Here is a 23,772-nt window from a genome sequence, read left to right on the forward strand (position 1 = left end):
GTAAATAAACCATAATAGAATATTAATTCATCAAAAGGCAGCCTGAAAGATTATTTTCCGCATATTGCTGACAAAAATAGGATTACGCCAATTTTTGTTTAACTAAATCCTGAACTTGGGTCGGATTTGCCTTGCCTTTGGACGCTTTCATCACTTGACCGACAATCGCATTCAAGGCTTTTTCGTTGCCCGATTTGAATTGTTCAACGGCTTTGGCATTGTTCGCCAACACTTCGTCCACAATCGCTTCAATCGCGCCTGTGTCCGTCATTTGCTGCAAACCGTGTTTTTCAATGATTTGCTCAATGCTGGATTCGGGTTCAGCCCACATTGCTTCAAACGCCTGTTTTGCCAATTTGCTGCTTAATGTGCCGTCTGCAATTTTTTTGACCAAATCCGCCAAACGGTTTGCCGTAATCGGATTATCTTGTAAATCAATGCCTTCTTTGTTCAAACGCGATGCCAAATCGCCATTCATCCAGTTGGCAACCAATTTGCCGTTGCCATTGGAATTTTGCGCCGCCGTTTCAAAAAAGGCTGCCTGAACACGCGATGCCGTCAGCAAACGCGCATCGTATTCGCTCACGCCAAAATCTGCGACAAAACGCGCTGCCATTTCTTTTGGCAATTCAGGCATTTGTGATTTGGCTTTGTCCATTTGTGCGTCTGAAATGATGACGGGCAACAAATCGGGGTCGGGGAAATAGCGGTAATCGTGCGCGTCTTCTTTCAAACGCATCACGCGCGTTTCGCCTTTTTCAGGGTCAAACAACATGGTGGCTTGTTGCACTTTGCCGCCATCTTCCAAAATTTCAATTTGTGCTTCCACTTCGTAGCTGATTGCTTGTTCCAAAAATCTGAACGAATTCAAATTCTTGATTTCACGGCGCGTACCAAATTCCGCTTGACCTTTGGGGCGTACCGACACATTCGCGTCCACACGGAACGAGCCTTCCGCCATATTGCCATCGCAAATATCCAACCACGTTACCAAGCCATGCAAGGCTTTGGCGTAGGCGACCGCTTCGGCGGCGGAACGCAATTCGGGTTCGGAAACCACTTCCAAAAGTGGCGTGCCAGCGCGGTTCAAGTCAATGCCTGTTGCGCCATTCAAGCCCTCGTGGACGGATTTGCCTGCGTCTTCTTCCATGTGGGCGCGGGTTACGTTAATCGTTTTAACTTCATCGCCCACCACGATATCCAATTTGCCGTGTTCTACAATCGGCAAAGCCAACTGGCTGATTTGATAGCCTTTTGGCAAATCGGGGTAGAAATAGTTTTTGCGGTCAAACACATTTTTGCGGTTAATGGTCGCATTGAGTGCCAAGCCCAATTTAATGGCTTTTTCCACCACTTCGCGGTTCATCACGGGCAACGCCCCAGGTAAAGCGCATTCCACCACGCTGGCGTGGGCATTGGGTTCTGCGCCAAAAGCGGTGCTTGCGCCACTGAAAATTTTGGATTTGGTGTTAAGTTGGACGTGGATTTCCAGTCCGATTACGGTTTCCCAAGTCATTTTTGGTCTTTCTGATATTGAAATAAATGTATAGGCAGCCTGAAAACAGATTTTCAGGCTGCATTATCGTTAAAATATGGAAAAAATTCTGGTTTTCAGGCTGCCCTTTTATCATATGCAGCCTGAAAAATAGCGCGTATTATAACAGCCCCAATCCTATTCTTACTACATTAGCGTTCCCATAAATATCTTGCTACCCAAACATGGTTAGGCTTCATTCATTTTTTCAGGCTGCTTTCATACACAAATTTTCATCATCAAGGCAGCCTGAAAACAAATAATCTTTGATAGAATACAACACTTATTGAGTGTAGAAAGCACAGCATGAATAAAAAAGTTATTTTTCTCATTGCTTTTATAATATGCAGCGGTATGAGTTACATCGCGTATAACTTCATTCAAAAAGCAGGCGAAAGTGCTGCCAATATACACAGCAACATTCCCCTCAAAGAGCCTTTAAATGATAATGCACCTTTACGCCCTTCCGATGAATCCACAAGTCATGTCGCATCATTTCCCTTTGCGGCGATATTTGATTCATCGCCAACCAATGGCAATGATATTGCGATACAAGCAGGAGATTTTGCCTATATTCATGGCGAACCGCATATTCAATTAGCCATTCAAAATCAAAGTTCATTTACCGCATCCAGTGTGTACATCAGTTTGAGTCTTTATTTGGACGATAATAGCAAACCCACAACACAATTAATTGGCGTGCCCGTTACTTTGGAGGGTGGTTTAGCATCGGGTGGCGAAACCATTATTCATGTGCCAGCAGAAGGCGTGGCATGGCGCAGTCCAGAAGTCGCGCAAGCACAAAAACGGCGTATTTTGGCGCAAATTGTGGCGGTGGGCGACACCAGCAACGGTAGCACCGATTATCCACAAATTAGTGAAGGTGTCATGCTAACGCAAACAAAAAATGATTGGTCGGGCAGTCAAACAATGAATGAACCGATACCAACTGAAAATGACGATGATGAGATACCAAATAATGCTGCATCGTCGCCATCGGAACAAATCAGTACGCCGCCTATTCCTGATGTCGCGTCTACGCCGCAATCAGCGTTTATTTCGCATGAAGATTTAATGTATCGTCGTGATGAAGAATTGAATCTACCAACGGGCGAACCGCGTATTTTGTCGCACGAAGTTCGTGTAGAAAGAAAATAAACGCAGATAAAACGAAATAGGCTGCCTGAAAAGTAGGTGGATTTTTGAATCCAACCAATCTTGCAAAATGGCGTTTTAGGCTGCTTGAAAATGATTTCACAAAATAATTAGGACAAAAAATGTTACACAACAAAAAAGTATTGGTCGCAGGATTGGGCGGTACGGGTGTGTCAGTGTTAGCGTATTGCGCGCATATTGGCGTGGACGCGGCGGCTTATGATGCGAATGTATCGGATAATCAACGCGTTGATTTAACAGATAAATTCCCAAAATTTCCCATTTTTTCAGGCAGCCTGAAAGATGCTTTGATGGGCTATGATGTGCTGGTGTTGAGTCCAGGGATTACGCGCAGGCAGCCTGAAATCCGTGCATTTGAAGAACGCGGCGGCAAAGTGGTCGGCGATGTGGCGATTTTGGCGGATATTCTGAAAAATCAATCGGATAAAATCATCGCCATCACGGGCAGCAACGGCAAAACCACCACCACCAGTTTGGTTGGGCACTTGTGTGAACGCGCAGGTTTGGACACAGTAGTGGCGGGCAATATCGGTACGCCTGTGTTGGAAGCATGGTTGGCGCGTGGCGGCAAGGCGGCGGATGTGTGGGTATTGGAATTGTCCAGTTTTCAATTGGAAACCACAGATGATTTGAATGCGGACGCGGCAGCGTGTTTGAATGTGTCGGAAGACCATTTGGACAGATACGATGATTTGTTGGATTATGCGCGCGCCAAAGACATGATTTTCAATGGAAAAGCGGTGCAGGTTTTGAATGCGGACGATGTGTTTTGCAGCGCGATGAAGCGTGAACATCGGACGGTAAAATATTTTTCATTAAATAAATCAACAGATTATTATTTGGACACGGTTTCAGGCAGCCTGAAATGTGAAGGCGTTGATTTAATGCAGGAAAATGACATTTCTTTGCAGGGCAGCCACAATACGGCGAATGTGTTGGCGGCATTGGCTTTGTGTGAAAGCATTGGTTTGGCGCGTGAAGTTTTATTGAAAAATGTAAAAACATTCAAAGGTTTGCCGCACCGTGTGGAAAAAGTGGGTGAGAAAGACGGCGTGATTTTTATTGACGACAGCAAAGGCACGAATGTGGGCGCAACGGTGGCGGCGATTGCGGGTTTGCGCGAAAAAATTTGGCTGATTGCGGGCGGCATGGGCAAGGGGCAGGATTTCACGCCTTTGCGCGATGTATTGCGCGGCAAGGCGAGAGCGGTGTTTTTGATTGGCGTGGACGCACCGAAAATTGCGCGTGATTTGGACGGCTGCGGCGTGGATTTGGTGTTTTGCGACACTTTGCCGCAAGCGGTGCAACAGGCGTTTGCGGCGGCGCAGTCGGGCGAGATTGTGTTGTTAAGTCCTGCGTGTGCGAGTTTTGATATGTTTAAGGGTTATGCTCATCGCGCGGAAGTGTTTGTGGACACGTTTAAGGCGTTGTGATTTTTTCAGGCTGTCTTTACATTAAAACATTGTATTAGGCAGCCTGAAAACGTTAAATGTTGCAATAAAATGTTAGTTTTATTGACAGTTTCTAATTTAAAAAAACAAAATCTTACTTTTCAATCATGGAAGGTCAAAAATATGAAAATGAAGCAGTTGGCAATCATCTCTTTGGTTTTTGCAAGTATTTCTGCGCACGCTGAATTTGTGGAAAACATGCCAAGTAGTTCAGATATGCAGATGAATACGGTGCAAGCAACACAAAATATGCGCGATGGTTATCATGTTATTTTGGAAGGCTATATTACTGGTAGAGCTGGTCATGTGGATTCGGAAAAATTTTTCTTTAAAGATGAAACGGGTAGCTTGAAAGTGGAAATTGATGATGATGTGTGGCGTGGTCAAAAAGTTTCTCCACAAACTAAAGTACGCATTTGGGGTGAGGTAGACCGAGATTCTTTCAATCGCGCTATGGAAGTTGAAGTGGATAGATTGGAAATCATCCAATAATTCGTTTTTGAAGATATTTTAGGCAGCCTGAAAACATAAATTGGTTTTCAGGCTGCTGAAACGCTTGTACTAATTCAAACCGTGCTTGTGTGCCATTTTCGGTTTGCACCGTTTCGGCGAACATGGCGAGCGGTCGCACCCACACACCGTATTCGCCATACAAAGCGCGGTAAACCACCAGTTTTTCTTGCGTTTCGGAATGGGTGGCGATTTCCAACACTTCGTAGAGATTGCCTTTGTAATGGCGGTAGATGCCGCGTGGGATTTGGTTTTCTTGCATGTTTTTTTCCTTTTATTTGTAGGGTGCGTACTACGCACCGAAATTCAGGCAGCCTGAAATAAAATGGTGGGGAAGTTGGTGCGTGGTATGCACCCTATGCGGATTGTCTGAAAATGAGTTAGAACATGAGAAAAGCCCATGCCACATTATTATTTTTAAGTAGCATGGGCTTAACAAATTCGGTGAGGGTGGAAGGACTTTAACCTTCGGCTAAACTATTGGTAATAACAAAAGATTGTACTGCTGATGTCCCGTCAGTTTGGTTTGTCATTATTACAATGAAAACACCCTCAGTTAGCCACAAAGCCAAAACCTACCATCGCACCAATACTAGATATAGTAACATTGAGAATTGACCATACAGTTGCCATTGAAACCTCCATTCCTAATTCCAATTTATCGGTTGAAAAAGCAATTTTGGGTGTAATGCCATACTGATTTAGGACATTCTTGACAGTACTACCTATTGTTATTAAACCCCAATTCTTTATGTTAATTATGTCGGATATTTTACCACGAAAAATTTTACTTCGTAAAAACCGAATACTCATTGCTACATGATTTTCAGGCAGCCTGAAAATGTAGCTTGGGTCTTGACCCAACATTACGCGCCATTATCGCCCAATGTTGGGTTTGCAACCCAATCTACCATTTTTACAACATCACCCTTTCAATCCCCCCATTATTCGCCTTTTCCACAAATTCATTTTGCCAATTTTCGCCTAAAATTTTCTTCGCCATTTCAATCACAATGTAATCCGCAGGCAAATTATTGTCGTCCGAATAGCGGCTCAAACCTTGCAAACACGCTGGACACGATGTCAGCATTTTCACAGGTTCGCCTTCGGGCAACTGCTTCAAATTTTTGGCGATTTCTTCCTGTTTGCGGAATTTCACTTGCGTGGCGATGTCGGGGCGTTTCACCGCAAACATACCGCTTTCGCCACAACAACGGTCGCTGTTGACCACGTTTTGTCCCATTAAGGCACTTGCCAATTTCGCGCCGTCCATGCTCTTAATCGGCGTATGGCAAGGGTTGTGGTACAAATACTGTTGCCCCTTAACCCCTTCTAATTGAATGCCTTTTTCCAACAAAAATTCGTGAATGTCCACAATGCGGCTGTTCGGGAAAATGTCTTCAAAACGATAACCTGCCAATGAGTCGTAACACGTTCCGCAACTCACGACAATCGTTTTAATGTCCAAATAATTCAAGGTGTTCGCCATGCGATGGAACAACACTCGGTTTTCCGTAACCATTTGTGTGGCCTTGTCTTTGTCGCCACCCGCATTTTGCGGATAACCACAACACAAATAGCTCGGCGGCAACACCGTTTGCACACCTGCGTGGTACAACATCGCTTGCGTGGCTAAACCCACTTGCGAAAACAGTTTTTCCGAACCACAACCAGGGAAATAGAACACCGCTTCCGCATCTTCGCCCACTTGCGGATTGCGAATAATCGGAATGGTTTTGCTGTCTTCAATATTCAGCAGGGCGCGAGACGTTTTCAACGGCACATGGCGCGGCAAAGGTCGGTTGATGAAATGCACAACTTGTTCTTGAATATGCGCTTTTTGCGTGGTGGCTTTGGGGGCGGCTTTTTGTTTATTCGCACCCACATTGAATTTTTGCGCCAAATCGTAGCCCAAATTTTGCAATTTAAAGCCCGTTTCCGCCACGCCTTTACGCAGGATTTTGACCGCAGTCGGGTCTTTCGCGTTGAGCAAAGCCATGCCTGCTGCCACCGCAGGATTGAATTTCGCCTTGCCCGATTTTTTCAAAAAGGCGCGAATGTCCACCGTTACATCGCCAAAATCAATTTTCACGGGACACGGTTTCACGCAACGATGACACACCGTGCAATGGTCGCCAATATTGCCTAATTCATGGAAATGTTTCAGCGACACGCCGCGCCGCGTTTGCTCTTCATACAAAAACGCTTCGGCAAGCAAACCCACGCCCAAAATTTTATTTCTTGGCGAATACAACAAGTTGGCGCGTGGAACATGGGTTGAGCAAACGGGTTTACATTTGCCACAACGCAAACAATCTTTCACGGCATGGGTAATCCGCCCCAAAGCCGATTGTTCCATAATCAGGCTTTCAAAGCCCAATAATTCAAACGATGGCGTGTAGGCGTTACGCAAATCCGCGCCTTTCATCAATTTGCCGCGATTGAAATTGCCTTTCGGGTCAATGCGTTGTTTGTAATCCCAAAACGGCTGCATTTCTTCATCGGTCATAAACTCCAATTTGGTGATGCCGATGCCGTGTTCGCCCGAAATCACACCGTTCAGGCTGCGTGCCAATTTCATAATCCGCGCAACGGCATGATGTGCCGTTTGCAACATTTCATAATCGTCTGAATTAACAGGGATATTGGTGTGAACATTGCCGTCGCCCGCGTGCATGTGCAGGGCAACGAACACGCGACCGCGCACGGTTTTGGCGTGGATTTTGCCCAAACCTGCCATGATTTTCGTGTCGGCTTGGCTGCTGAAAATGTCTTCCAAAGGCTTCATGATGTCTTCTTTGACCGACACACGCAGCCTGAAATCACGGAATGCAATAAAGCAACTTGCCGCAAAATCCGCTTCGGGCGTAACCACGATTTCTTTGGGATAACGTTTTGAATATTCAGACAAAGGCGCGTCCAAATTGTCCAACAGCCATTGCCAACGTGCTTGTACCGCATGCACAAAATCCAGCGCGTGTTTGGCGCGGTCGCCCAATAATTCGTGTTTGGGCAAATCGCTGTCCAGTTGTTCAACGGGCAGGCTGCCTGAAAGATAATCGGACAAGGCGGCACACAATTTCAGCTTGTTTTGAATGGATAATTCAATGTTGATGCGTTCAATGCCGTCCGAATATTCGCCCAATCTTTCCAATGGAATAACCACGTCTTCGTTGATTTTAAAGGCGTTGGTGTGGCGCGCAATGGCGGCGGTTCGGCTGCGGTCTAACCAGAATGTTTTGCGTTGTTCGGGCGACACGGCAATGAAGCCTTCGCCATCACGCGCGTTTGCCAATTTGATGATGTGTTCGCAGGCTGCCACGACTTCATTTTCATCGTCCGAAACCAAATCCGCCAACAAAACCATTTTCGGGCGACCTTTGCCAGCCGCTTTGGTGGCGTAACCGACCGCGCGGACGTATCGCCAATCCAAATGTTCCAAACCTGCCAATTTAACCGTTTGATGTGAAAGCATATAATCGCGGATTTCCACAATGGACGGCGTGGCGTTGGCAACCGTGCCGAAAAATTCCAGACACACGGTGCGAATGTGCGCGGGCATGCGGTGCAACACGAATGCGACACTCGTGATGATGCCGTCCGTGCCTTCTTTTTGCACGGCTGGCAAACCGCTCAAAAATTTGTCGGTAACGTCTTTGCCCAAACCGACTTTGCGGAACAGGCTGCCTGAAATTTCCAAACGCTCGGTTTTGGCAATGGTTTCGCCATCGTCTTTCAAAGTGTGTACGTCAAACAGGGCGACTTCTTCGTCATGGATTTTGCCGAAATTGTGTTTAACACGTTCAATTTTCAGCCATTCTCCTTGTGCATTGACCATTTTCCACCAAGCGAGATTGTCCAAAGCGGTGCCCCACAATACGGCTTTTTTGCCGCCTGCGTTCATGGCAACGTTGCCGCCCACGCACGATGCGTCTGCGGAAGTCGGGTCTACGGCAAACACGAGTTTGGCGGCAGACGCGGTTTCTTCTACGCGGCGCGTTACCACACCTGCGCCGCAATGGATAATCGGGTGTTTGCCTTCCAAACCTGCCAGTTCAACGTATTCCACGCCATTGTGTTTGTCCAATTTTTCTGTGTTGATGACGGCAGACATCGCGTCTAATGGGACTGCGCCGCCTGTGTAACCTGTGCCACCACCGCGTGGGATAATGGTCAAATCCAATTCAATCAGGGCGCGGACAAGTGGCGCGATTTCCTGTTCGGTATCGGGATTGATGACAACAAAGGGGTATTCCACGCGCCAGTCGGTCGCATCGGTAACGTGGGTAACGCGCGCCAAGCCGTCAAACATGATGTTGTGTTTTTTCGTGATTTTGGACAAACGCGCCATGATTTGTTCACGTTTGAGTTTGGTTGCAGCAAAACTGTGTTCAAATCTGTTTACGGCACTTTCGGCAGCCTGAACCAATTTCAAAACATCGGAATTATCATCACGGCGTTTGTTGATTTCCTGTAAACGATGGTGCATGGCTTCTACCAACGCGGTCAGACGTTTGGGATTTTCTAGCAAATCATCAATTAAATATGGATTGCGTATTACCACCCAAATATCACCCAATACTTCAAACAACATGCGCGCAGAACGTCCTGTTTTGCGTTGTTGGCGCAAGGTTTCCAAAATTTGCCATGCGTGTTCGCCCAATAAACGGCTGATAATTTCTTTGTCAGAATAAGATGTGTAGTTGTAGGGAATTTCGCGGATACGTTGGTCTGGTGTATACGTTATGGCGGTCATGATGCGTTCCTTTGTTTATTGTCATTGATGTGGTTTAGACTATATTTGGATGGCAGCCTGAAAATGAGATGGGGCAAATGATTAGATTTAACGAGACAAGGCACGTTGGGAGGCTAATTCCGTTCGGTTAAGTATCATTCACTATACATTCTAACGTAAAATAATCTTTCATAGGCAGCCTGAAAACAGAAATATAAATTTTTCAGGCTGCTTTTTTATAACAGTATTTGCATATACGGTATATGCTTCACATATTTTTTAATAGCAAAAACCTTTATAGGTGTAGAATTAAATAAACGGTACACACAGGAGAACAGTTATGGCTTATTCACAAGATTATCGCCAAATGATTTTAGAAAAATTAAATTCGGGTTACAGCTACCGTGAATTGGCAGCGGAATATGGCATCAGTCGCAGTACCATTCAACTATGGAAAAAATGCATTGAACGTAAACCCTACCCCAAAAGAACCAATAAAATCAATGATGAATTATTGCGAAAAGACGTAGAACAATTTCCTGATGATTTTCAAAGAGAACGCGCTGTTCGCTTTAACTGTTCACAAAGAGCCATTGGTGTGGCACTTAAACGGCTAAAAATCACTCAAAAAAAAGATTCTTAAACACCCCAAAGCTCAACCCGAAACAATTGAACAATTTCTCTCATTAAAACAACAGTATGAGCAAGAGAAACGTCCTATTGTTTATATTGATGAAAGTGGTTTTAAAAACCAAACTTATCGTCCTTATGCCTATGCGCCAAGAGGACAAGTTTGTCATGGCAATCACAACTGGCAAATCAAAAACACAACCAATGCCATTGGCGCACTGTACCAAAATCAATTGATTGCAGTGGGTTTGTATGAATTCAGCATCAATTCAGATGTGTTTTATTCATGGGTTCAAAACGTTTTACTGCCACAATTACCACCTAACAGTGTTTTGGTTATGGATAATGCGACTTTTCACAAACGCCAGGACATTCAAGAGCTTATTGTTTTATCAGGGCATGTGATTTTATGGTTACCGCCATACTGTCCTGATTTGAATTTAATTGAGCACACTTGGGCTTGGATTAAACATTTACGTCAAGATTGGTTATTGGATTGCATTCACTCTTTGTTTTTTTATTTTACTTGGTTGTGTACCGAATTTTAATTTCTTTATCTATACAAAACTTAAAATGGTAGGTTAGATTTTTGAATCCTATATTTTTCAAATAATTGTTTTGTAGTGGATTCAATTTAAATCAGGACAAGGCGACAGCGACCGCCGTGTACACCGAGTACATAAGGAAGCTGGCAACGCTGTACTAGTTTAACGCGAACTCGGGATAAGAAATTTCATAAAAATTAAAGGGCAAACGTGATAATCTATTGTTTGCACACAACCAAGTATCACGAAAGCCCTTTAACATGGATTATCTTACCGCACTTTTCTGCCAAATTGATGATTTTTGCAAAGAATTTGAACCCAAATTCAATAGCAAATTGATTAAAAACAATAAAATTCGTAATAGACCAAGTTGTATCAGTACCGCAGAAATCATGACCGTACTGATTGCTTTTCATCAATATCGCATGCGTGATTTCAAAACCTATTACCAATGGCAAGTCCAATCCATTTGGCAGCGAGACTGCCCCAATATGCCCAGCTACAACCGCTTTTTGGAACTGGCTACACGAGCCTTACCTGCTATGTTGGTATTTTTAACCACCCAAATGGGCAAATGCACAGGTATAGGTGTGGTGGATTCAACCACTTTGTCGGTTTGCCACAATCGCCGTATTCACTCGCATAAAGTGTTTAAAAACATCGCGCAAAGGGGCAAAAGCAGTACAGGCTGGTTTTACGGTTTCAAATTGCATGCGGTATTTAACCACTTGGGTGAGCTGGTCAATTTTTGCTTAACCGCAGGCAATGTGGATGACCGTCAAGGTTTAAAACAAATGGCAAAGCACCTATTCGGCATTTTGGTGGCGGATAGGGGCTATATTGGAAAAGATTTAAGTGATTGGCTTAAAGAGAAATATGGCATTACTTTACTAACGGGTATCAAAAAAGGCATGAAACCCAAACAATACACAAGTGAGCAGAAAAAGCTGCTTAAAAAACGTGGTGTTATAGAAACCATTTTTGGGCAACTGAAAAATTTGTGTCAAATTGAACATACTCGGCATCGTTTGGAGCGTGGTTTTATCTTGAATTTGATTTCAGGTTTGACTGCCTATTGCCTGTTTCCTTATAAGCCAATGATGTTTGGAAAAAAGTCTTTGTTACCAATGAAGTAAGAAAGACTTATCCCGAGTTCGCGTTACTTAGAACGAATATAATCTAAATAAATTTTTGGTAAAGGATCTTTATAATTTTCATCAATTAAAAAACCTTGCTTTTTCAATTTCCTTTCTTTTTCAATACGGCTTTGTTGAGTTTGAATATAATACTCTTCTACACTCGGTAACCATAATGCAGCTTCTGCATGATTTTTATTTTTTTCATCATAATCGCAAGCATCGCGGTATATTTCTTGCTCCATCGCTTGAAAAACTAAATTAACTGTATAAATAGCTTCACCTCTCAGAAATGCCATTTGCTCCCCTTTTATACTAATAAACAAGATAATATCATCAGCATATAGTTTATAAACTAGTGTAGTAACATTATTTTTAAATACACTTTCCCATTCTTCTAAAGTTGGTTGATAAGCTATTGAGGCATAATAAATGCCATAACCTTTCTTTATTTCCCTTTCCCAAGTTTTTTGAGTACCAATTAAACGTGGCGAGTCCCAATAATAATATTCTTTCCAACCCAATTTTTGTAAATCATGTATAAATTGATAGAATTTATTTCTTGTGATTTCATGGGCATTGGATTCAAAAGAACGATAGAATGGTGCATCAATATCCAATTTTGTAACACCAAAACCCAATTTCTCTTGGCTCGTTGCCAGAATTTTGCTGTTTTCAGGCAATATAAAACTGTATTGCCCATGCTCAAAACGCATACGATGGTACATCGGTATACTCATAAACGTTACACTATAAATGGGTTCATAACTGGCATTCAGTCTTTTTGCCATTTTCTGTTCATTTTCGCGCAAATAAATTTTTTTCACACCATCATACATTTTCATGTTCTCCGTATTCATAAAAAATGGTACATAAATGACCATAATAAATAAAAAACTAAATAATATAATTCCATTGTTTTTTAGCCAATTCATACCAAACCTATGATTTCGGTGTAAGTTTATCAGAATACCAATTCGCTAATTTATTTAATGAAGCCAACATTTTATCAGTATCAGTATTCATCAATTCGTGATATTTTTTGGCAGCTTCTACAATCCATACCATTCTTTGCTCTACATCTTCAACACGAAATTTTTCGTTCGTTGCCACTTTACCTGGAATATATTGTGCATGCTGATAACTTGATGAGAGTGTCGCAAGATTTCGCCTAACTAATTCCATTACAACCTCTTTATCTTTTGGGGTACTAACAAATCTAGGGTCTTTGCTATCTTCTTGTTCAGTTAAAACTAATTTTAAATCAGGAGAAAACAAACTAAAAAGCCTCATTCTTTTCATAGCGTCAATTAATGGCTTTTTATTCCAGTTTCCGTAGGTCGGGCATTTATGCCCGACACAATATACCGTTATCATGTCGGGCATAAATGCCCAACCTACAAATTGTCTATAAGTTTCAGGCTGCCTTTAAATAAAAAGGCAGCCTGAAAAGATTTACGCGATTTGCGTTTGGTGTTCATCGCCCACGCGCTCGCGGATTTTGCCCAAGCGGTAAACCGTTTCACCTTGTTCCGCCAAGAATTTTTCGGCTTTGTCCGCGTTTTCGGGCGACACAATCACGACCATGCCCACACCACAGTTGAAGGTACGGTACATTTCAGCCGTTTCCACATTGCCACCTTTTTGCAACCATTGGAATAATTTGGGCAATTCCCACGCTTTTGCATCAATTTGCGCCACGCAGTTTTCAGGCAACACGCGCGGCACGTTTTCCGTGATGCCGCCACCTGTGATGTGTGCCATGCCTTTGATTTCAAATTCTTTTAAGGCTGCCAAAATCGGTTTCACATACAAACGGGTTGGCGCGATAATCGCTTGACGCAAGGTTTTGTCACCATCAAAAGGCGCGTCCAAATCGGGATTATCGCGCGCCAAAATTTTGCGAACCAGCGAATAGCCGTTGGAATGCGCCCCATTGCTCGCCAAACCCAACACCACATCGCCCGCCTTGATATTGCGACCGTTGATGACTTGCGATTTTTCCACCACGCCCACAGCAAAACCTGCCAAATCGTACTCGCCATCGGGGTACATACTTGGCATTTCAGCCGTTTCGCCACCGATTAAGGCGCAGCCTGATTCTTCGCAACCTTGCGCGATGCCTTTAATCACATCGGTGGCGCGCGCCACGTCCAATTTGCCGCAAGCAAAATAATCCAAGAAAAACAATGGTTCTGCGCCTTGTACCAAAATGTCGTTCACGCTCATCGCCACCAAATCAATGCCGACCGTGTCGTGTTTGTCCCACTCAAACGCCAGCTTCAATTTGGTGCCAACACCGTCCGTGCCACTCACCAAAACAGGGTTTTCGTATTTTTTGCTGATTTCCACCAACGCGCCAAAGCCGCCCAAATCGCCCAGCACTTCGGAGCGCATGGTGCGTTTGGCGAAAGGTTTGATGTTTTCAACGAGTTGGTCGCCAGCGTCAATGTCCACGCCTGCGTCGCGGTAGCTTAAAGATTCTTGGGTCATGGTGTTTTCCAATCATGTGATAAAAAATGGGTTTCAGGCTGCCTGAAAAAAGAGAATTTTACTTAAATTTACGGTTTTTTGATAGTATTTTTATGATGATAGGCAGCCTGAAAGGCTTTCAGGCTGCCTTATTTTATCATTCAATTATTAACGTTTACGGCGACCGCCAAAACTGCGCTGCGGCGAAGTAGGGCGAGTATTACTGTATCCCTGATTGCTTGGGCGATAGTTTGGTGTTGCACTTTTTTGAGTCGCACTATTTTGTGTTGGTGCAATCGCTTGTCGTGGGCTGGTACCTTGTTGTTGGTTATTGGCACTAGGTGCGGCACGCGGTGCTTCTGGATATTTGGCACGATAATCATTGTGTACGCGCGTAACTGCTGCAGTTGGTTTGCTGACTGGCGCATACTTTGCTGCATTACGTTGATTCATTGCATTGGCTGCCAAATAACCCGCAGCGGCGCCAATCGCGCCATATAACAACCAACTGCCTGTATCAGGGTCAAAAGTATATTGTTGTCCGTCTGTACCTTGCACGATTTCACCTGCTTTGGCATTGGCTTGAGCTGCTTGTGGAATGGTGCTGGCAACTTCTGATGCCACCAGTTGATATACTTGTGCATCGGATGCGCTAGCCGCTTGTGGTTGTTTCAATTCATTTTGCAAACGTTGAATTTCAGCTTGCTGTTTCAATAATTCAATTTCTTTTTGATTTTCAGCTATTTGTCTGTCTTTGTCACTGCTTTGCGTACCGCCACCACAAGCGGTTAAAGTTAGTGCAGTAGCTAAAATCAAAATTAAAGATTTATTCATAGTGTTTATTTCTTTCTGTGATAAATAATATTGTGGAAATAGGTTTCAGGCTGCCTAATTGATTGATAACAAATAAAGGCAGCCTGAAAAGCGCAGAGAACTTAAATTGCACCAATTTTGTGTTGATTTTTTGCAATCCAATCACGCAATTCCTCCACCGACATCCATTCGCGGTTATTATCGCTAGAGTAAACAAAGCCTTCGGGAACTTTTACACCATCTTTAATGCGTTCGGGGCTGTCGCTCCAACCATTGATTGCGGGCAAAATCTTAAAATGTTCAGGGTATTCGTAGGTGTTGAAGGAATCTTCCGCGCTAATCATTTGTTCGTGCAATTTTTCGCCAGCGCGTATGCCGATGATTTCGTGGCGACATTCAGGTGCGACCGCCGTCGCTAAATCGCCAATGGTCATGGACGGGATTTTTTTCACATAAATTTCGCCGCCCACCATATCATCAAACGCATGCCAAACCAATTCCACACCCTGTTCTAGCGAAATCATAAAGCGCGTCATACGGTTGTCGGTAATCGGCAAAACGCCTTTATCTTTGATGGACAAGAAAAATGGAATAACAGAACCGCGCGACCCCATCACATTACCATAGCGCACCACCGCAAAACGCGTACCGTGTTCGCCCGAATAAGCATTGCCAGCGACAAACAATTTATCGGAAGCCAGTTTCGTTGCGCCATACAAATTCACGGGGCTGCTGGCTTTGTCGGTGGACAGCGCGACCACTTTTTTCACGCCTTTGTCTATGCAAGCATCAATCAGATTCATCGCGCCATTGATGTTGGTTTTGACACATTCAAAGGGGTTGTATTCGGCGGTTGGCACGATTTTGGTGGCGGCGGCGTGGACGACATAATCCACACCGTCCAAAGCGCGATACAGGCGGTCTTTGTCGCGCACATCGCCAATGAAAAAGCGGACACGTTTGTCGCCTTCAAATTTTTTTGCCATATCCCATTGTTTCATTTCATCGCGTGAAAAAATAATGATTTTCTTGGGAGTGTATTTTGCCAAAGTCATAGGAACAAAAGTGTTACCAAACGAGCCTGTGCCGCCTGTGATGAGAATAGTGGAGTTGTGTAACATGATGGGCAATATGGTCAAATAAAAAAGGCGATATTATAGCAGTGTTGTGCGAAATGAGCTTTGAAAATACATCGTGTTATCTCAAGTATATTTTCAGGCTGCCTTATATATTAATCAGGTACTTCATACCTTGTCTTAATTCATGTTATAGTCGGTTAAAATAAAAATAAGACAAAATAACAGTGGTTGCCGTGTACAAATCGTACGAGAGGTGGGCAACGCGGTATTTTCTATTAAAATTTTGAACGACTATCAATCTAAACTGCTGTACTTTACCCATAATCACGACACCAATATTCTTGTTCTATCGCACGTTTTTCAAAAAAATCCGCTAACATATCATATTGTTGTTCCGCATCCTCAATCTGATTAATAGATTGGCGGACAGACTCGCTTTCAGGCTGCCGTGCCAGATACCAGCCAATGTGTTTTCGTGCAATACGCACGCCACTTTTGGCACCATAAAACGCGTGAATTGCTGCTAAATGTCCCAATGCAATTTTGGAGGCAGCCTGAAAACGCATGGGTGGCGGCATTGTGCCATGCTGCAAATAATGCTGAATATCGGCAAAAATCCACGGTTGTCCTTGCGCACCACGACCAATCATCAAAGCATCTACCCCTGTTTGCGCCAAAACTGCTGCTGCTTTTTCGGGCGATACGATATCGCCATTTGCCCATACGGGAATATTCAAATTGCGTTTAACTTCGCCAATCAAATCATAATTTGCCTCGCCACGATACATTTGCGCCCGTGTGCGTCCATGTATCGCCAAAGCTGCAATGCCAGCATTTTGTGCCATTTGTGCGATGGTTAAAATATTTTTATGCTCATCGTCCCAACCCAAACGTGTTTTTAAGGTAACAGGCACATCTACCGCTTGCACCACTGTTTGCAAAATTTTTTTCACCAAAGGTTCATTTTGCAGCAATGCACTTCCAGATAATACATTGCATACTTTTTTGACTGGGCAACCCATATTGATATCAATCACTTGTGCGCCTAATGCCACATTGTATTGTGCAGCCGATGCTAATTGTTCAGGGTCGCTGCCCGCAATTTGTGCCACAACCACGCCATTTTCCCCTGCGTGATTTTGACGATGCAGAGTTTTGCGTGTGTGCTGCATACTGGGATTATCGGTAACCATTTCGCAGGTTGCCCAGTCTGCACCAAATTGTCTGGCGATTTGACGAAAGGGCAAATCAGTAATACCTGCCATCGGCGCAAGGGCTAATTTAACATTCTTAATTTTTTCAATTAATTCTTTGTTTTTCATATAGTTATTTGGTATTTTTATTTTTGAGTAACAGTGTTTTTATTGCACCATATTTATATCATTTTAATTTAGAATTAAGATGATTGTCCGCTGGTATGATTTTGTAATCAATAAATAGGCAACTTGAAACCTTTGCAAAACCCTATTTTTTGAACTTTTTTGAAAAATAAATTTCTTAAAATTCAAAAAAATTAAAATTTTTAAATATCAAATTTTTGGATTCTTGCAAAGGTTTCAGGCTGCCTGAAACGCAATTTATGGCTGTGTTGATTGAGATTCAAAGTGATGTTTTGCCATATTCAAAGACCAACCGTCCTGTTGTGGTAGCGCATCGCGCATTTCATCTACCGAAACTTTCTGTAATTTCCTGTCCCAACACGTTTGGGGGACATTTTGTGTGGGATAAGTAACAACCAAAATGGTTTTGGGCTGCGATTTGCGCCACCCCAGCAAAGTATTTTTCGGTAAACCGCAATGTTTTTCAGGGGAATCATTTAATTCAATTAAAAAGTTATGCACAGTTTTTTTTGCTGTCTACCACCAAATCAAATCCATCAAAATCCATTTTTATCGTGGCTTTAATAATATCATAGCGATTAGCATGAATGAACCAAAAACCTTGTTCTACATCACGAAATTTATCTTCTGTACGTTTTAAACTGCGATTGCTTAAGGTAAAGTTTATCCCTAAACTGGGTAAGAATACAGTTTGCCCTCGTTCTAAAAAACACTCATTTAAATAAAATAATTGCTCAAAATTTTCATTATTTAATCGTTTTCCATCATAAATCGGTAAAAGTTTAAAAGTAATATCATATGAGTTATCACAAATCCAATTTCCAATAGCCACATATTTTTCCGACCTCACTTCCATTTTGGGTAAATTCTTGTTTAAGCGCGTAATGGGAAGATTATTCCACATAATTGCTTGCGGAAACGAGGCATATCTAAATTTTTCAGGTTCAGGCTGCTTTCTGTAGTAATCAAAATCTGTTTCAATTTTTGTTCCTGCTGGCATGGTTATGCCTGAAATGGTTTGTGGTTGGGATAGTGTGATGTAGCTTAAACTTTTTGCCCGTTCACGGATTTGGGGTTTAATGTAATACTCGTTAAATAAAAAGCACAAAAAAACATGGGAATATCCAAAATAATTAAATTCCTATTCCACTTATCTATTTTTCTTTTAAAAATAAATTTAACAATACCATAAATCCAACACGATAAGTGCATGCCCACATAAGGCATAAGAATAAAGTATATAAAAGCAAGTATCAACACACCATAAATGATGATTTCAGCCGATAAACTAGCATATGCCAACGCATTCGCATTCAACAAAACCATCATGCCAATCAAGCAAGCGATTTTTTGTATTTTATTCATGGCTTTTCCTTTCGTAAAAATGGATTTCAGGCAGCCTGAAAACGGAATTTTCCCCTTTCAGGCTGCCTGAAAACCTTTACAACTCAATATTTTTCAATTTCGCAACAGTATTAATATCCTTATCGCCACGCCCCGACAAATTCACCAAAATCACTTGGTCTTTGCCCATTTTTGGCGCGTTTTCCACCGCCCACGCCAGCGCGTGCGAGCTTTCCAGTGCAGGAATAATGCCTTCATATTGGCACAATAAATCAAAGGCTTGTAAAGCGGCTTCGTCATTGGCGGCATGATATTCCACGCGTTTTAAATCGTGCAAATGGCTGTGTTCGGGTCCAATTCCGGGGTAATCCAAACCTGCGGAAACCGAATGCGTTCCCAAAATTTGTCCGTTTTCGTCTTGCATTAAATAGCTGCGGAAACCGTGTAACACGCCAATCGGTGCGCCCGATGTGATGGGCGCGGCATGGTCGGGCGTGTGGACACCGTGTCCGCCCGCTTCCACACCCACCAATCGCACCGAAGTTTCTGAAATATATGGGTAAAATAAGCCAATCGCATTTGAACCGCCGCCCACACACGCTACTGCCACATCAGGCTGTCTGCCGATGGCGGCTTGCATTTGTTCTTTCGCCTCGTTGCCGATGACACATTGGAAATCGCGCACCATTTCGGGATAGGGCGCAGGACCTGCTGCCGTGCCGATGATGTAGAAGGTGTCGTCCACGCGAGCCACCCATTCGCGCATGGCTTCGTTCATCGCGTCTTTGAGTGTGCGGCTTCCACTTGATACGCTCACCACATTTGCACCGAGCAATTTCATGCGGAACACGTTGGGTGCTTGGCGTTGGATGTCGTCCGCACCCATATAAACGTGGCATTCCATGCCAAAACGCGCCGCTACCGTTGCACTTGCTACGCCGTGTTGTCCTGCGCCTGTTTCGGCGATAACGCGCTTTTTGCCCATGCGTTTGGCGAGCAGGGCTTGACCGATGGTGTTGTTCACTTTGTGCGCGCCTGTGTGATTTAAATCTTCGCGTTTGAGCCAAATTTGTGCGCCACCGAGTTTTTCAGACAGCCTTGCCGCGTGGTAAACGGGACTGGGGCGACCCACATAATTCGCCAAATCACGATGAAATTCTGCCCAAAATTCGGGGTCTTGTTTGGCTTCTTGATAGGCTTGCGCGAGTTCTTGCAAGGCTGGGATAAGGGTTTCGGCAACGTACACGCCGCCGTGTTCGCCGAAAAAGCCGTTTTGGTCGGGGGCTTGATAATTGGTGTGAGACATTGGGATTTCCTTTCTGATTTTTGTAGAAAATAGTTTTAACTTCGTTGAAACCTAGCACTTTCAGAATGCTTGAATATTGCAATTTTACATCTGAATGATTGATTTATTGATAGTATCACAAAGGCAGCCTGAAAACGCATTTCAGGCTGCCTAATTTTTGTTAAAATTTATATTTTCATTATTATCATAAAAAATAGTGCAACAAAATATATCGTTATTATTTGATTAATACAAAATTTCATTTCAGGCAGCCTGAAACATCCATCACAATTTGAAAACAAGGAACAAAATGAATACTGAATTTACCCCCTTATTTAAACAACTTAATACCATTATTTTAGGAAAAGAATCCGTTCTAAAACAATTAATTACTTGTATTTTAGCGGGCGGACACGTTTTACTGGAAGACGTACCAGGGGTGGGCAAAACCACATTGGCAAGCAGTTTGGCGGCGGTGCTGGGTTTGCATTATCAGCGCGTGCAATTTACCAATGATATGCTGCCTGCCGATTTGTTGGGCGTAAACGTGTTTGCGCCGAATGAAGCGGCGTTTAAATTTCACCCCGGTCCTGTGTTCAACCAATTTGTGTTGGCGGACGAGATTAACCGCGCTTCGCCCAAAGTGCAATCCGCGCTGTTGGAAGCGATGGAAGAAGGGCAAGTGTCGGTGGACGGCAAAACTTATCGTCTGCCGCAACCATTTTTGGTGGTGGCAACGCAAAATCCATCGGAGCAGCTTGGCACATTCCCCTTGCCCGAAAGTCAGCTTGACCGCTTTATGATGCGCTTGAGCATGGGTTATCCTGTTGAAGAAGCAGAAAAAATGTTGTACCACATGGGCGACCGCCGCCAATTAGTCCCCAAAATTCAAGCGATTGGCTCTCCCGAAATTTTGGCGCAATGGCAAGCGCAAGTGCAGCAAGTTACCGTGTCCGAAGCGGTGGCGGCGTATATTTACCGTTTGGTGGCGGCGACGCGCCAAGCGGGGCGATTTGCGCTGGGTTTGAGTCCACGCGCGGGTTTGGCGGTGGCGAATGCGGCAAAAGCGTGGGCGTTTTTGGACGGACGCGATTTTGTCTTGCCCGAAGACGTGAAAGCGGTTTGGGTGTCGGTCGGCAACCACCGTTTACAATCTTTACAGCAGCAAAACAGCAGCAAGGTTTTGGCGGAAATTTTGGAACAGGTGGCGGTGTGAATTTCAGGCTGCCTGAAATAAAATTAAATCACTATGAAAACAACCCTTTACCAAACCCTACTCGCCACAGCAGTCGGCGATGCCTACGGTTTACCCTATGAAAATCTCTCGCCGCTCCGCGCAAAAAAATGGTTGCGCCCACGCCGTTACGCGCTGCTGCCGTTTATTCACGGCGGCATGGTTTCGGACGACACCGAACACGCTGTTTTGACCGTGCAAGCCTACATCGCCAGCGCAGGCGAACCCAGCGCGTTTCGGCGCAAATTGCGCGGACAATTGCGTGGGTGGCTGCTCGCTTTGCCCGCGAATTGTGGCATGGCTACGCTCAAAGGCTGCCTGAAAATCTGCTTGGGTTTGCAAAACACAGGCACTTGGTCGGCAGGCAATGGTGCGGCGATGCGCGCGCTCATTTTGGGTATTTTGTGCAATGATGTCAATCAGTTAGCCGAATTAGTCCACATCAGCACCGCCACCACCCACCGTGACCCGCAAGCGGAACACGCCGCGTATGCGTTGGCATTGTTGGCGCACGCAGAATATTATTTGTCCAATCAATCAGTTGAACAAAAATGGGCGTGGCTGGGCGAGCGCGTTCACGCCGATTTGTGGGCGCACATTCACGCCTACCAGCCCGACCCCAAACACGGCATTACGGGTTACGCCTATCACACGGTGGCGGCGGTGTTTCAGGCGTGGCGACAATTTCGGGATAATCCATTGGCAGGATTGGATTTTTTATGCGAATGCGGTGGCGACACCGACACTTGCGCCCTATTTGCAGGCGTGGTCGGTGGCAAACACGGCGCAACCCTGTTTGACGAAATGGCGGGCGCATGGTGTGAACCTGTGTTACGCCCTGATTTTTTTGAACAATTAGCCACGCAAGCGGCACGCGTTGCCCAAACAAGGCAGCCTGAAAAAACTGTGCGATAGGGCGGCGTACGGACAATATTGCGAAATGCGGTGTTTGTGGTGATTGTGTTGGCACATGGTTTGCGGCGATTGTTGCCGCCGTATTGATTGGATTGAGTTTATTTTTTCAGGCTGCCTGAAAAAGTATCAGTGAGTGCATCATGAAGTTGTATTAAAATGTAAAAATTTTAGAGTAGATATTTTAATCTAGAGTAAAAATAGAGTATAATACCTAGAATATAACATCATTAAGGTTTCATCATGCACATTCCTTTCAACACGCTAACCATTCGCAACAAAGAACTCATTCCCATTGTGCAAGGCGGTATGGGCGTGGGTATTTCTGCGTCCAGTTTATCTAGCGCAGTGGCGCGTGAAAACGGCATTGGCACCATTGCCAGCGTGGATTTGCGCCATTTGCACGAAGATTTGTTGGCAGAAAGCAAAATCAACCCCACCGAAGAAAAATACACGCGCCTGAATTTAATCGCGCTTGACCGCGAAATTCAGGCTGCCAAAGAAAAAAGCGAAGGGCGTGGTATGATTGCCGTAAACGTGATGAAAGCCGTGAAAGACCACGCCGCACTCGTGCGCCAAGCCTGTGAATCGGGCGCGGACGCGATTGTGATGGGTGCAGGTTTGCCTTTGGATTTGCCTGAATTGGTGGGCGAACACCGCAAAAATGTGGCGTTGTTTCCGATTTTGTCGGAATCGCGCGGTATTGGTATTGTATTGAAACGCTGGATGAAAAAAGGCGTGTTGCCCGATGCCATCGTGATTGAACACCCAGCCCACGCCGCAGGACATTTGGGCGCGGCGACGGTGGCAGGCGTGAACAATGAAAAATTTGATTTCAAACGTGTTTTAGAAGAAACCTTTGAATTGTTTAAACAATTGGATTTGGAACGCGAAAAAATCCCCCTGATTTTGGCTGGTGGCATGGCGAATTTCCAAAAAGTTTCAACGGCTTTGCGTGAATGGGGCGCGAATGCGGTGCAAGTTGGCACAGCGTTTGCGGTAACCAAAGAAGGTGATGCACACATCAATTTCAAAAACACGCTGGCTGGCGCAGAGCGCGAGCAAGTGGTGGAATTTATGTCGGTGGCGGGTTTGCCTGCGCGTGGTGTGTCCACACGGTTTTTGTCCAGCTACATCAAGCGCGAAGACAAATTGCAAGCCAATGCGAAAGCCGACCCGCGCCGTTGCACGCAAGGCATTAATTGTTTGACGACTTGCGGTTTGCGCGATGGTTTGCCCAATGCGGGGCAGTTTTGTATTGATTTGAAATTGGCGGAAGCGTTTCGTGGCGAAGTGGATAAGGGTTTGTTTTTCCGTGGTAAAGACCCACTTCCATTTGGTACGGCAATTAAATCAGTGCGTGAAACAATAGAATATCTATTAACAGGAAAATTGAGTTTAATAAAGTAATGCTATCAAGATAAGGCAGCCTGAAAATAGTTTCAGGCTGCCTTATTATAGTTGTTTGAAATTAAAATATAGTGGATTCAATTTATATAGTGAATTCAATTTAAACCAGTATAGCGTTGCCAGCTCTCTATGTACTCGGTGTACACGGCGGTTGCTGTCGTCTTGT

21 protein-coding genes and 1 pseudogene are annotated in these 23,772 nt (G+C 44.3%); 9 read left to right on the plus strand and 13 right to left on the minus strand.

What is annotated here, in order from left to right; all coding sequences use genetic code 11:
* Positions 1–82: 82 nt before the first annotated feature.
* Positions 83–1,516: an Asp-tRNA(Asn)/Glu-tRNA(Gln) amidotransferase subunit GatB gene (gene gatB, locus MIS45_RS05020; RefSeq protein ID WP_249446462.1), complete on the minus strand. Its 1,434-nt coding sequence runs from the start codon at positions 1,514–1,516 to the stop codon at positions 83–85.
* Positions 1,517–1,840: 324 nt separating this feature from the next.
* Here gatB and MIS45_RS05025 point away from each other — a divergent pair, with 324 nt between their 5' ends.
* The 3 genes from MIS45_RS05025 to MIS45_RS05035 all read left to right on the plus strand — a co-directional run bounded on the left by MIS45_RS05025 (position 1,841) and on the right by MIS45_RS05035 (position 4,653).
* On the plus strand, positions 1,841–2,692 hold the full coding sequence (locus MIS45_RS05025; protein WP_249451229.1) for a hypothetical protein: 852 nt from the start codon (positions 1,841–1,843) through the stop codon (positions 2,690–2,692).
* 119 nt (positions 2,693–2,811) lie between these two features.
* Positions 2,812–4,143: a UDP-N-acetylmuramoyl-L-alanine--D-glutamate ligase gene (gene murD / locus MIS45_RS05030; protein ID WP_249451230.1), complete on the plus strand. Its 1,332-nt coding sequence runs from the start codon at positions 2,812–2,814 to the stop codon at positions 4,141–4,143.
* A gap of 141 nt (positions 4,144–4,284) precedes the next feature.
* A complete protein-coding gene (locus MIS45_RS05035; protein WP_249451231.1) occupies positions 4,285–4,653 on the plus strand; it encodes a YgiW/YdeI family stress tolerance OB fold protein in 369 nt (122 codons plus the stop codon).
* Between the two features lie 58 nt (positions 4,654–4,711).
* Here the strand turns inward: MIS45_RS05035 and MIS45_RS05040 are convergent.
* Positions 4,712–4,933 (minus strand): annotated as a pseudogene (locus MIS45_RS05040) (DUF1653 domain-containing protein); the annotation flags it as partial.
* A gap of 654 nt (positions 4,934–5,587) precedes the next feature.
* Entirely contained in the window at positions 5,588–9,427 is a 3,840-nt protein-coding gene (locus MIS45_RS05045; RefSeq protein WP_249451232.1) for a DUF3683 domain-containing protein, read from the minus strand.
* Between the two features lie 319 nt (positions 9,428–9,746).
* Between MIS45_RS05045 and MIS45_RS05050 the strand changes: the two genes are divergently transcribed.
* From MIS45_RS05050 to MIS45_RS05060, 3 genes are all read left to right on the plus strand, one after another.
* The gene (locus tag MIS45_RS05050; RefSeq protein ID WP_249441922.1) at positions 9,747–10,049 is read left to right on the plus strand and encodes an IS630 transposase-related protein; all 303 of its coding nucleotides are present in this window, start codon (positions 9,747–9,749) and stop codon (positions 10,047–10,049) included.
* A gap of 25 nt (positions 10,050–10,074) precedes the next feature.
* Positions 10,075–10,584: an IS630 family transposase gene (locus MIS45_RS05055; RefSeq protein WP_249447679.1), complete on the plus strand. Its 510-nt coding sequence runs from the start codon at positions 10,075–10,077 to the stop codon at positions 10,582–10,584.
* A gap of 257 nt (positions 10,585–10,841) precedes the next feature.
* Complete coding sequence (locus MIS45_RS05060; RefSeq protein ID WP_249451188.1) at positions 10,842–11,717, plus strand: IS982 family transposase; 876 nt, start codon at positions 10,842–10,844, stop codon at positions 11,715–11,717.
* A gap of 23 nt (positions 11,718–11,740) precedes the next feature.
* On the opposite strand, the gene MIS45_RS05065 is transcribed toward MIS45_RS05060, so the two are convergent.
* From MIS45_RS05065 to trpB, 10 genes are all read right to left on the minus strand, one after another.
* The gene (locus MIS45_RS05065; RefSeq protein ID WP_249451233.1) at positions 11,741–12,562 is read right to left on the minus strand and encodes a hypothetical protein; all 822 of its coding nucleotides are present in this window, start codon (positions 12,560–12,562) and stop codon (positions 11,741–11,743) included.
* A 97-nt stretch (positions 12,563–12,659) separates the two neighbouring features.
* The gene (locus tag MIS45_RS05070; RefSeq protein WP_249451234.1) at positions 12,660–13,103 is read right to left on the minus strand and encodes a DUF2515 family protein; all 444 of its coding nucleotides are present in this window, start codon (positions 13,101–13,103) and stop codon (positions 12,660–12,662) included.
* A gap of 69 nt (positions 13,104–13,172) precedes the next feature.
* On the minus strand, positions 13,173–14,210 hold the full coding sequence (gene purM, locus MIS45_RS05075) for a phosphoribosylformylglycinamidine cyclo-ligase (RefSeq protein ID WP_249451235.1): 1,038 nt from the start codon (positions 14,208–14,210) through the stop codon (positions 13,173–13,175).
* A gap of 147 nt (positions 14,211–14,357) precedes the next feature.
* A complete protein-coding gene (locus MIS45_RS05080; protein WP_249444951.1) occupies positions 14,358–15,023 on the minus strand; it encodes a hypothetical protein in 666 nt (221 codons plus the stop codon).
* Positions 15,024–15,124: 101 nt separating this feature from the next.
* Positions 15,125–16,123 (minus strand): UDP-N-acetylglucosamine 4,6-dehydratase (inverting), encoded by a 999-nt coding sequence (gene pseB, locus MIS45_RS05085; protein ID WP_249443483.1) that lies wholly within the window; start codon positions 16,121–16,123, stop codon positions 15,125–15,127.
* 272 nt (positions 16,124–16,395) lie between these two features.
* Positions 16,396–17,403, minus strand: coding sequence for a tRNA dihydrouridine synthase DusB (gene dusB, locus MIS45_RS05090; RefSeq protein ID WP_249451236.1), 1,008 nt, complete (start codon positions 17,401–17,403; stop codon positions 16,396–16,398).
* 255 nt (positions 17,404–17,658) lie between these two features.
* Positions 17,659–17,922 (minus strand): hypothetical protein, encoded by a 264-nt coding sequence (locus tag MIS45_RS05095; protein WP_249451237.1) that lies wholly within the window; start codon positions 17,920–17,922, stop codon positions 17,659–17,661.
* Complete coding sequence (locus tag MIS45_RS05100) at positions 17,915–18,421, minus strand: hypothetical protein (protein ID WP_249451238.1); 507 nt, start codon at positions 18,419–18,421, stop codon at positions 17,915–17,917. Before MIS45_RS05100 ends, MIS45_RS05095 begins: the two co-directional genes overlap by 8 nt.
* Before the next feature lie 44 nt (positions 18,422–18,465).
* A complete protein-coding gene (locus tag MIS45_RS05105; protein WP_249451239.1) occupies positions 18,466–18,786 on the minus strand; it encodes a hypothetical protein in 321 nt (106 codons plus the stop codon).
* Between the two features lie 76 nt (positions 18,787–18,862).
* Positions 18,863–20,071 (minus strand): tryptophan synthase subunit beta, encoded by a 1,209-nt coding sequence (gene trpB / locus MIS45_RS05110; RefSeq protein ID WP_249451240.1) that lies wholly within the window; start codon positions 20,069–20,071, stop codon positions 18,863–18,865.
* 289 nt (positions 20,072–20,360) lie between these two features.
* On the opposite strand from trpB, the gene MIS45_RS05115 reads away from it, so the two are divergent.
* The 3 genes from MIS45_RS05115 to MIS45_RS05125 all read left to right on the plus strand — a co-directional run bounded on the left by MIS45_RS05115 (position 20,361) and on the right by MIS45_RS05125 (position 23,606).
* Positions 20,361–21,266, plus strand: coding sequence for an AAA family ATPase (locus MIS45_RS05115; RefSeq protein WP_249451241.1), 906 nt, complete (start codon positions 20,361–20,363; stop codon positions 21,264–21,266).
* A 33-nt stretch (positions 21,267–21,299) separates the two neighbouring features.
* On the plus strand, positions 21,300–22,199 hold the full coding sequence (locus tag MIS45_RS05120; RefSeq protein ID WP_249451242.1) for an ADP-ribosylglycohydrolase family protein: 900 nt from the start codon (positions 21,300–21,302) through the stop codon (positions 22,197–22,199).
* A gap of 240 nt (positions 22,200–22,439) precedes the next feature.
* The gene (locus MIS45_RS05125) at positions 22,440–23,606 is read left to right on the plus strand and encodes an NAD(P)H-dependent flavin oxidoreductase (protein WP_249451243.1); all 1,167 of its coding nucleotides are present in this window, start codon (positions 22,440–22,442) and stop codon (positions 23,604–23,606) included.
* Positions 23,607–23,772: the final 166 nt, after the last annotated feature.

Source organism: Wielerella bovis (assembly GCF_022354465.1).
In the GTDB taxonomy this organism is placed as follows: domain Bacteria; phylum Pseudomonadota; class Gammaproteobacteria; order Burkholderiales; family Neisseriaceae; genus Wielerella; species Wielerella bovis.

What these genes read in the sequence shown, in the direction of transcription:
- gatB (WP_249446462.1), bottom strand. Translation starts at nt 1,516, where the DNA reads ATGACTTGGGAAACCGTAATCGGACTGGAAATCCACGTCCAACTTAAC.
- MIS45_RS05025 (WP_249451229.1), top strand. Translation starts at nt 1,841, where the DNA reads ATGAATAAAAAAGTTATTTTTCTCATTGCTTTTATAATATGCAGCGGT.
- murD (WP_249451230.1), top strand. Translation starts at nt 2,812, where the DNA reads ATGTTACACAACAAAAAAGTATTGGTCGCAGGATTGGGCGGTACGGGT.
- MIS45_RS05035 (WP_249451231.1), top strand. Translation starts at nt 4,285, where the DNA reads ATGAAAATGAAGCAGTTGGCAATCATCTCTTTGGTTTTTGCAAGTATT.
- MIS45_RS05045 (WP_249451232.1), bottom strand. Translation starts at nt 9,427, where the DNA reads ATGACCGCCATAACGTATACACCAGACCAACGTATCCGCGAAATTCCC.
- MIS45_RS05050 (WP_249441922.1), top strand. Translation starts at nt 9,747, where the DNA reads ATGGCTTATTCACAAGATTATCGCCAAATGATTTTAGAAAAATTAAAT.
- MIS45_RS05060 (WP_249451188.1), top strand. Translation starts at nt 10,842, where the DNA reads ATGGATTATCTTACCGCACTTTTCTGCCAAATTGATGATTTTTGCAAA.
- MIS45_RS05065 (WP_249451233.1), bottom strand. Translation starts at nt 12,562, where the DNA reads ATGAAAATGTATGATGGTGTGAAAAAAATTTATTTGCGCGAAAATGAA.
- MIS45_RS05070 (WP_249451234.1), bottom strand. Translation starts at nt 13,103, where the DNA reads ATGCCCGACATGATAACGGTATATTGTGTCGGGCATAAATGCCCGACC.
- purM (WP_249451235.1), bottom strand. Translation starts at nt 14,210, where the DNA reads ATGACCCAAGAATCTTTAAGCTACCGCGACGCAGGCGTGGACATTGAC.
- MIS45_RS05080 (WP_249444951.1), bottom strand. Translation starts at nt 15,023, where the DNA reads ATGAATAAATCTTTAATTTTGATTTTAGCTACTGCACTAACTTTAACC.
- pseB (WP_249443483.1), bottom strand. Translation starts at nt 16,123, where the DNA reads ATGTTACACAACTCCACTATTCTCATCACAGGCGGCACAGGCTCGTTT.
- dusB (WP_249451236.1), bottom strand. Translation starts at nt 17,403, where the DNA reads ATGAAAAACAAAGAATTAATTGAAAAAATTAAGAATGTTAAATTAGCC.
- MIS45_RS05100 (WP_249451238.1), bottom strand. Translation starts at nt 18,421, where the DNA reads ATGCCAGCAGGAACAAAAATTGAAACAGATTTTGATTACTACAGAAAG.
- MIS45_RS05105 (WP_249451239.1), bottom strand. Translation starts at nt 18,786, where the DNA reads ATGAATAAAATACAAAAAATCGCTTGCTTGATTGGCATGATGGTTTTG.
- trpB (WP_249451240.1), bottom strand. Translation starts at nt 20,071, where the DNA reads ATGTCTCACACCAATTATCAAGCCCCCGACCAAAACGGCTTTTTCGGC.
- MIS45_RS05115 (WP_249451241.1), top strand. Translation starts at nt 20,361, where the DNA reads ATGAATACTGAATTTACCCCCTTATTTAAACAACTTAATACCATTATT.
- MIS45_RS05120 (WP_249451242.1), top strand. Translation starts at nt 21,300, where the DNA reads ATGAAAACAACCCTTTACCAAACCCTACTCGCCACAGCAGTCGGCGAT.
- MIS45_RS05125 (WP_249451243.1), top strand. Translation starts at nt 22,440, where the DNA reads ATGCACATTCCTTTCAACACGCTAACCATTCGCAACAAAGAACTCATT.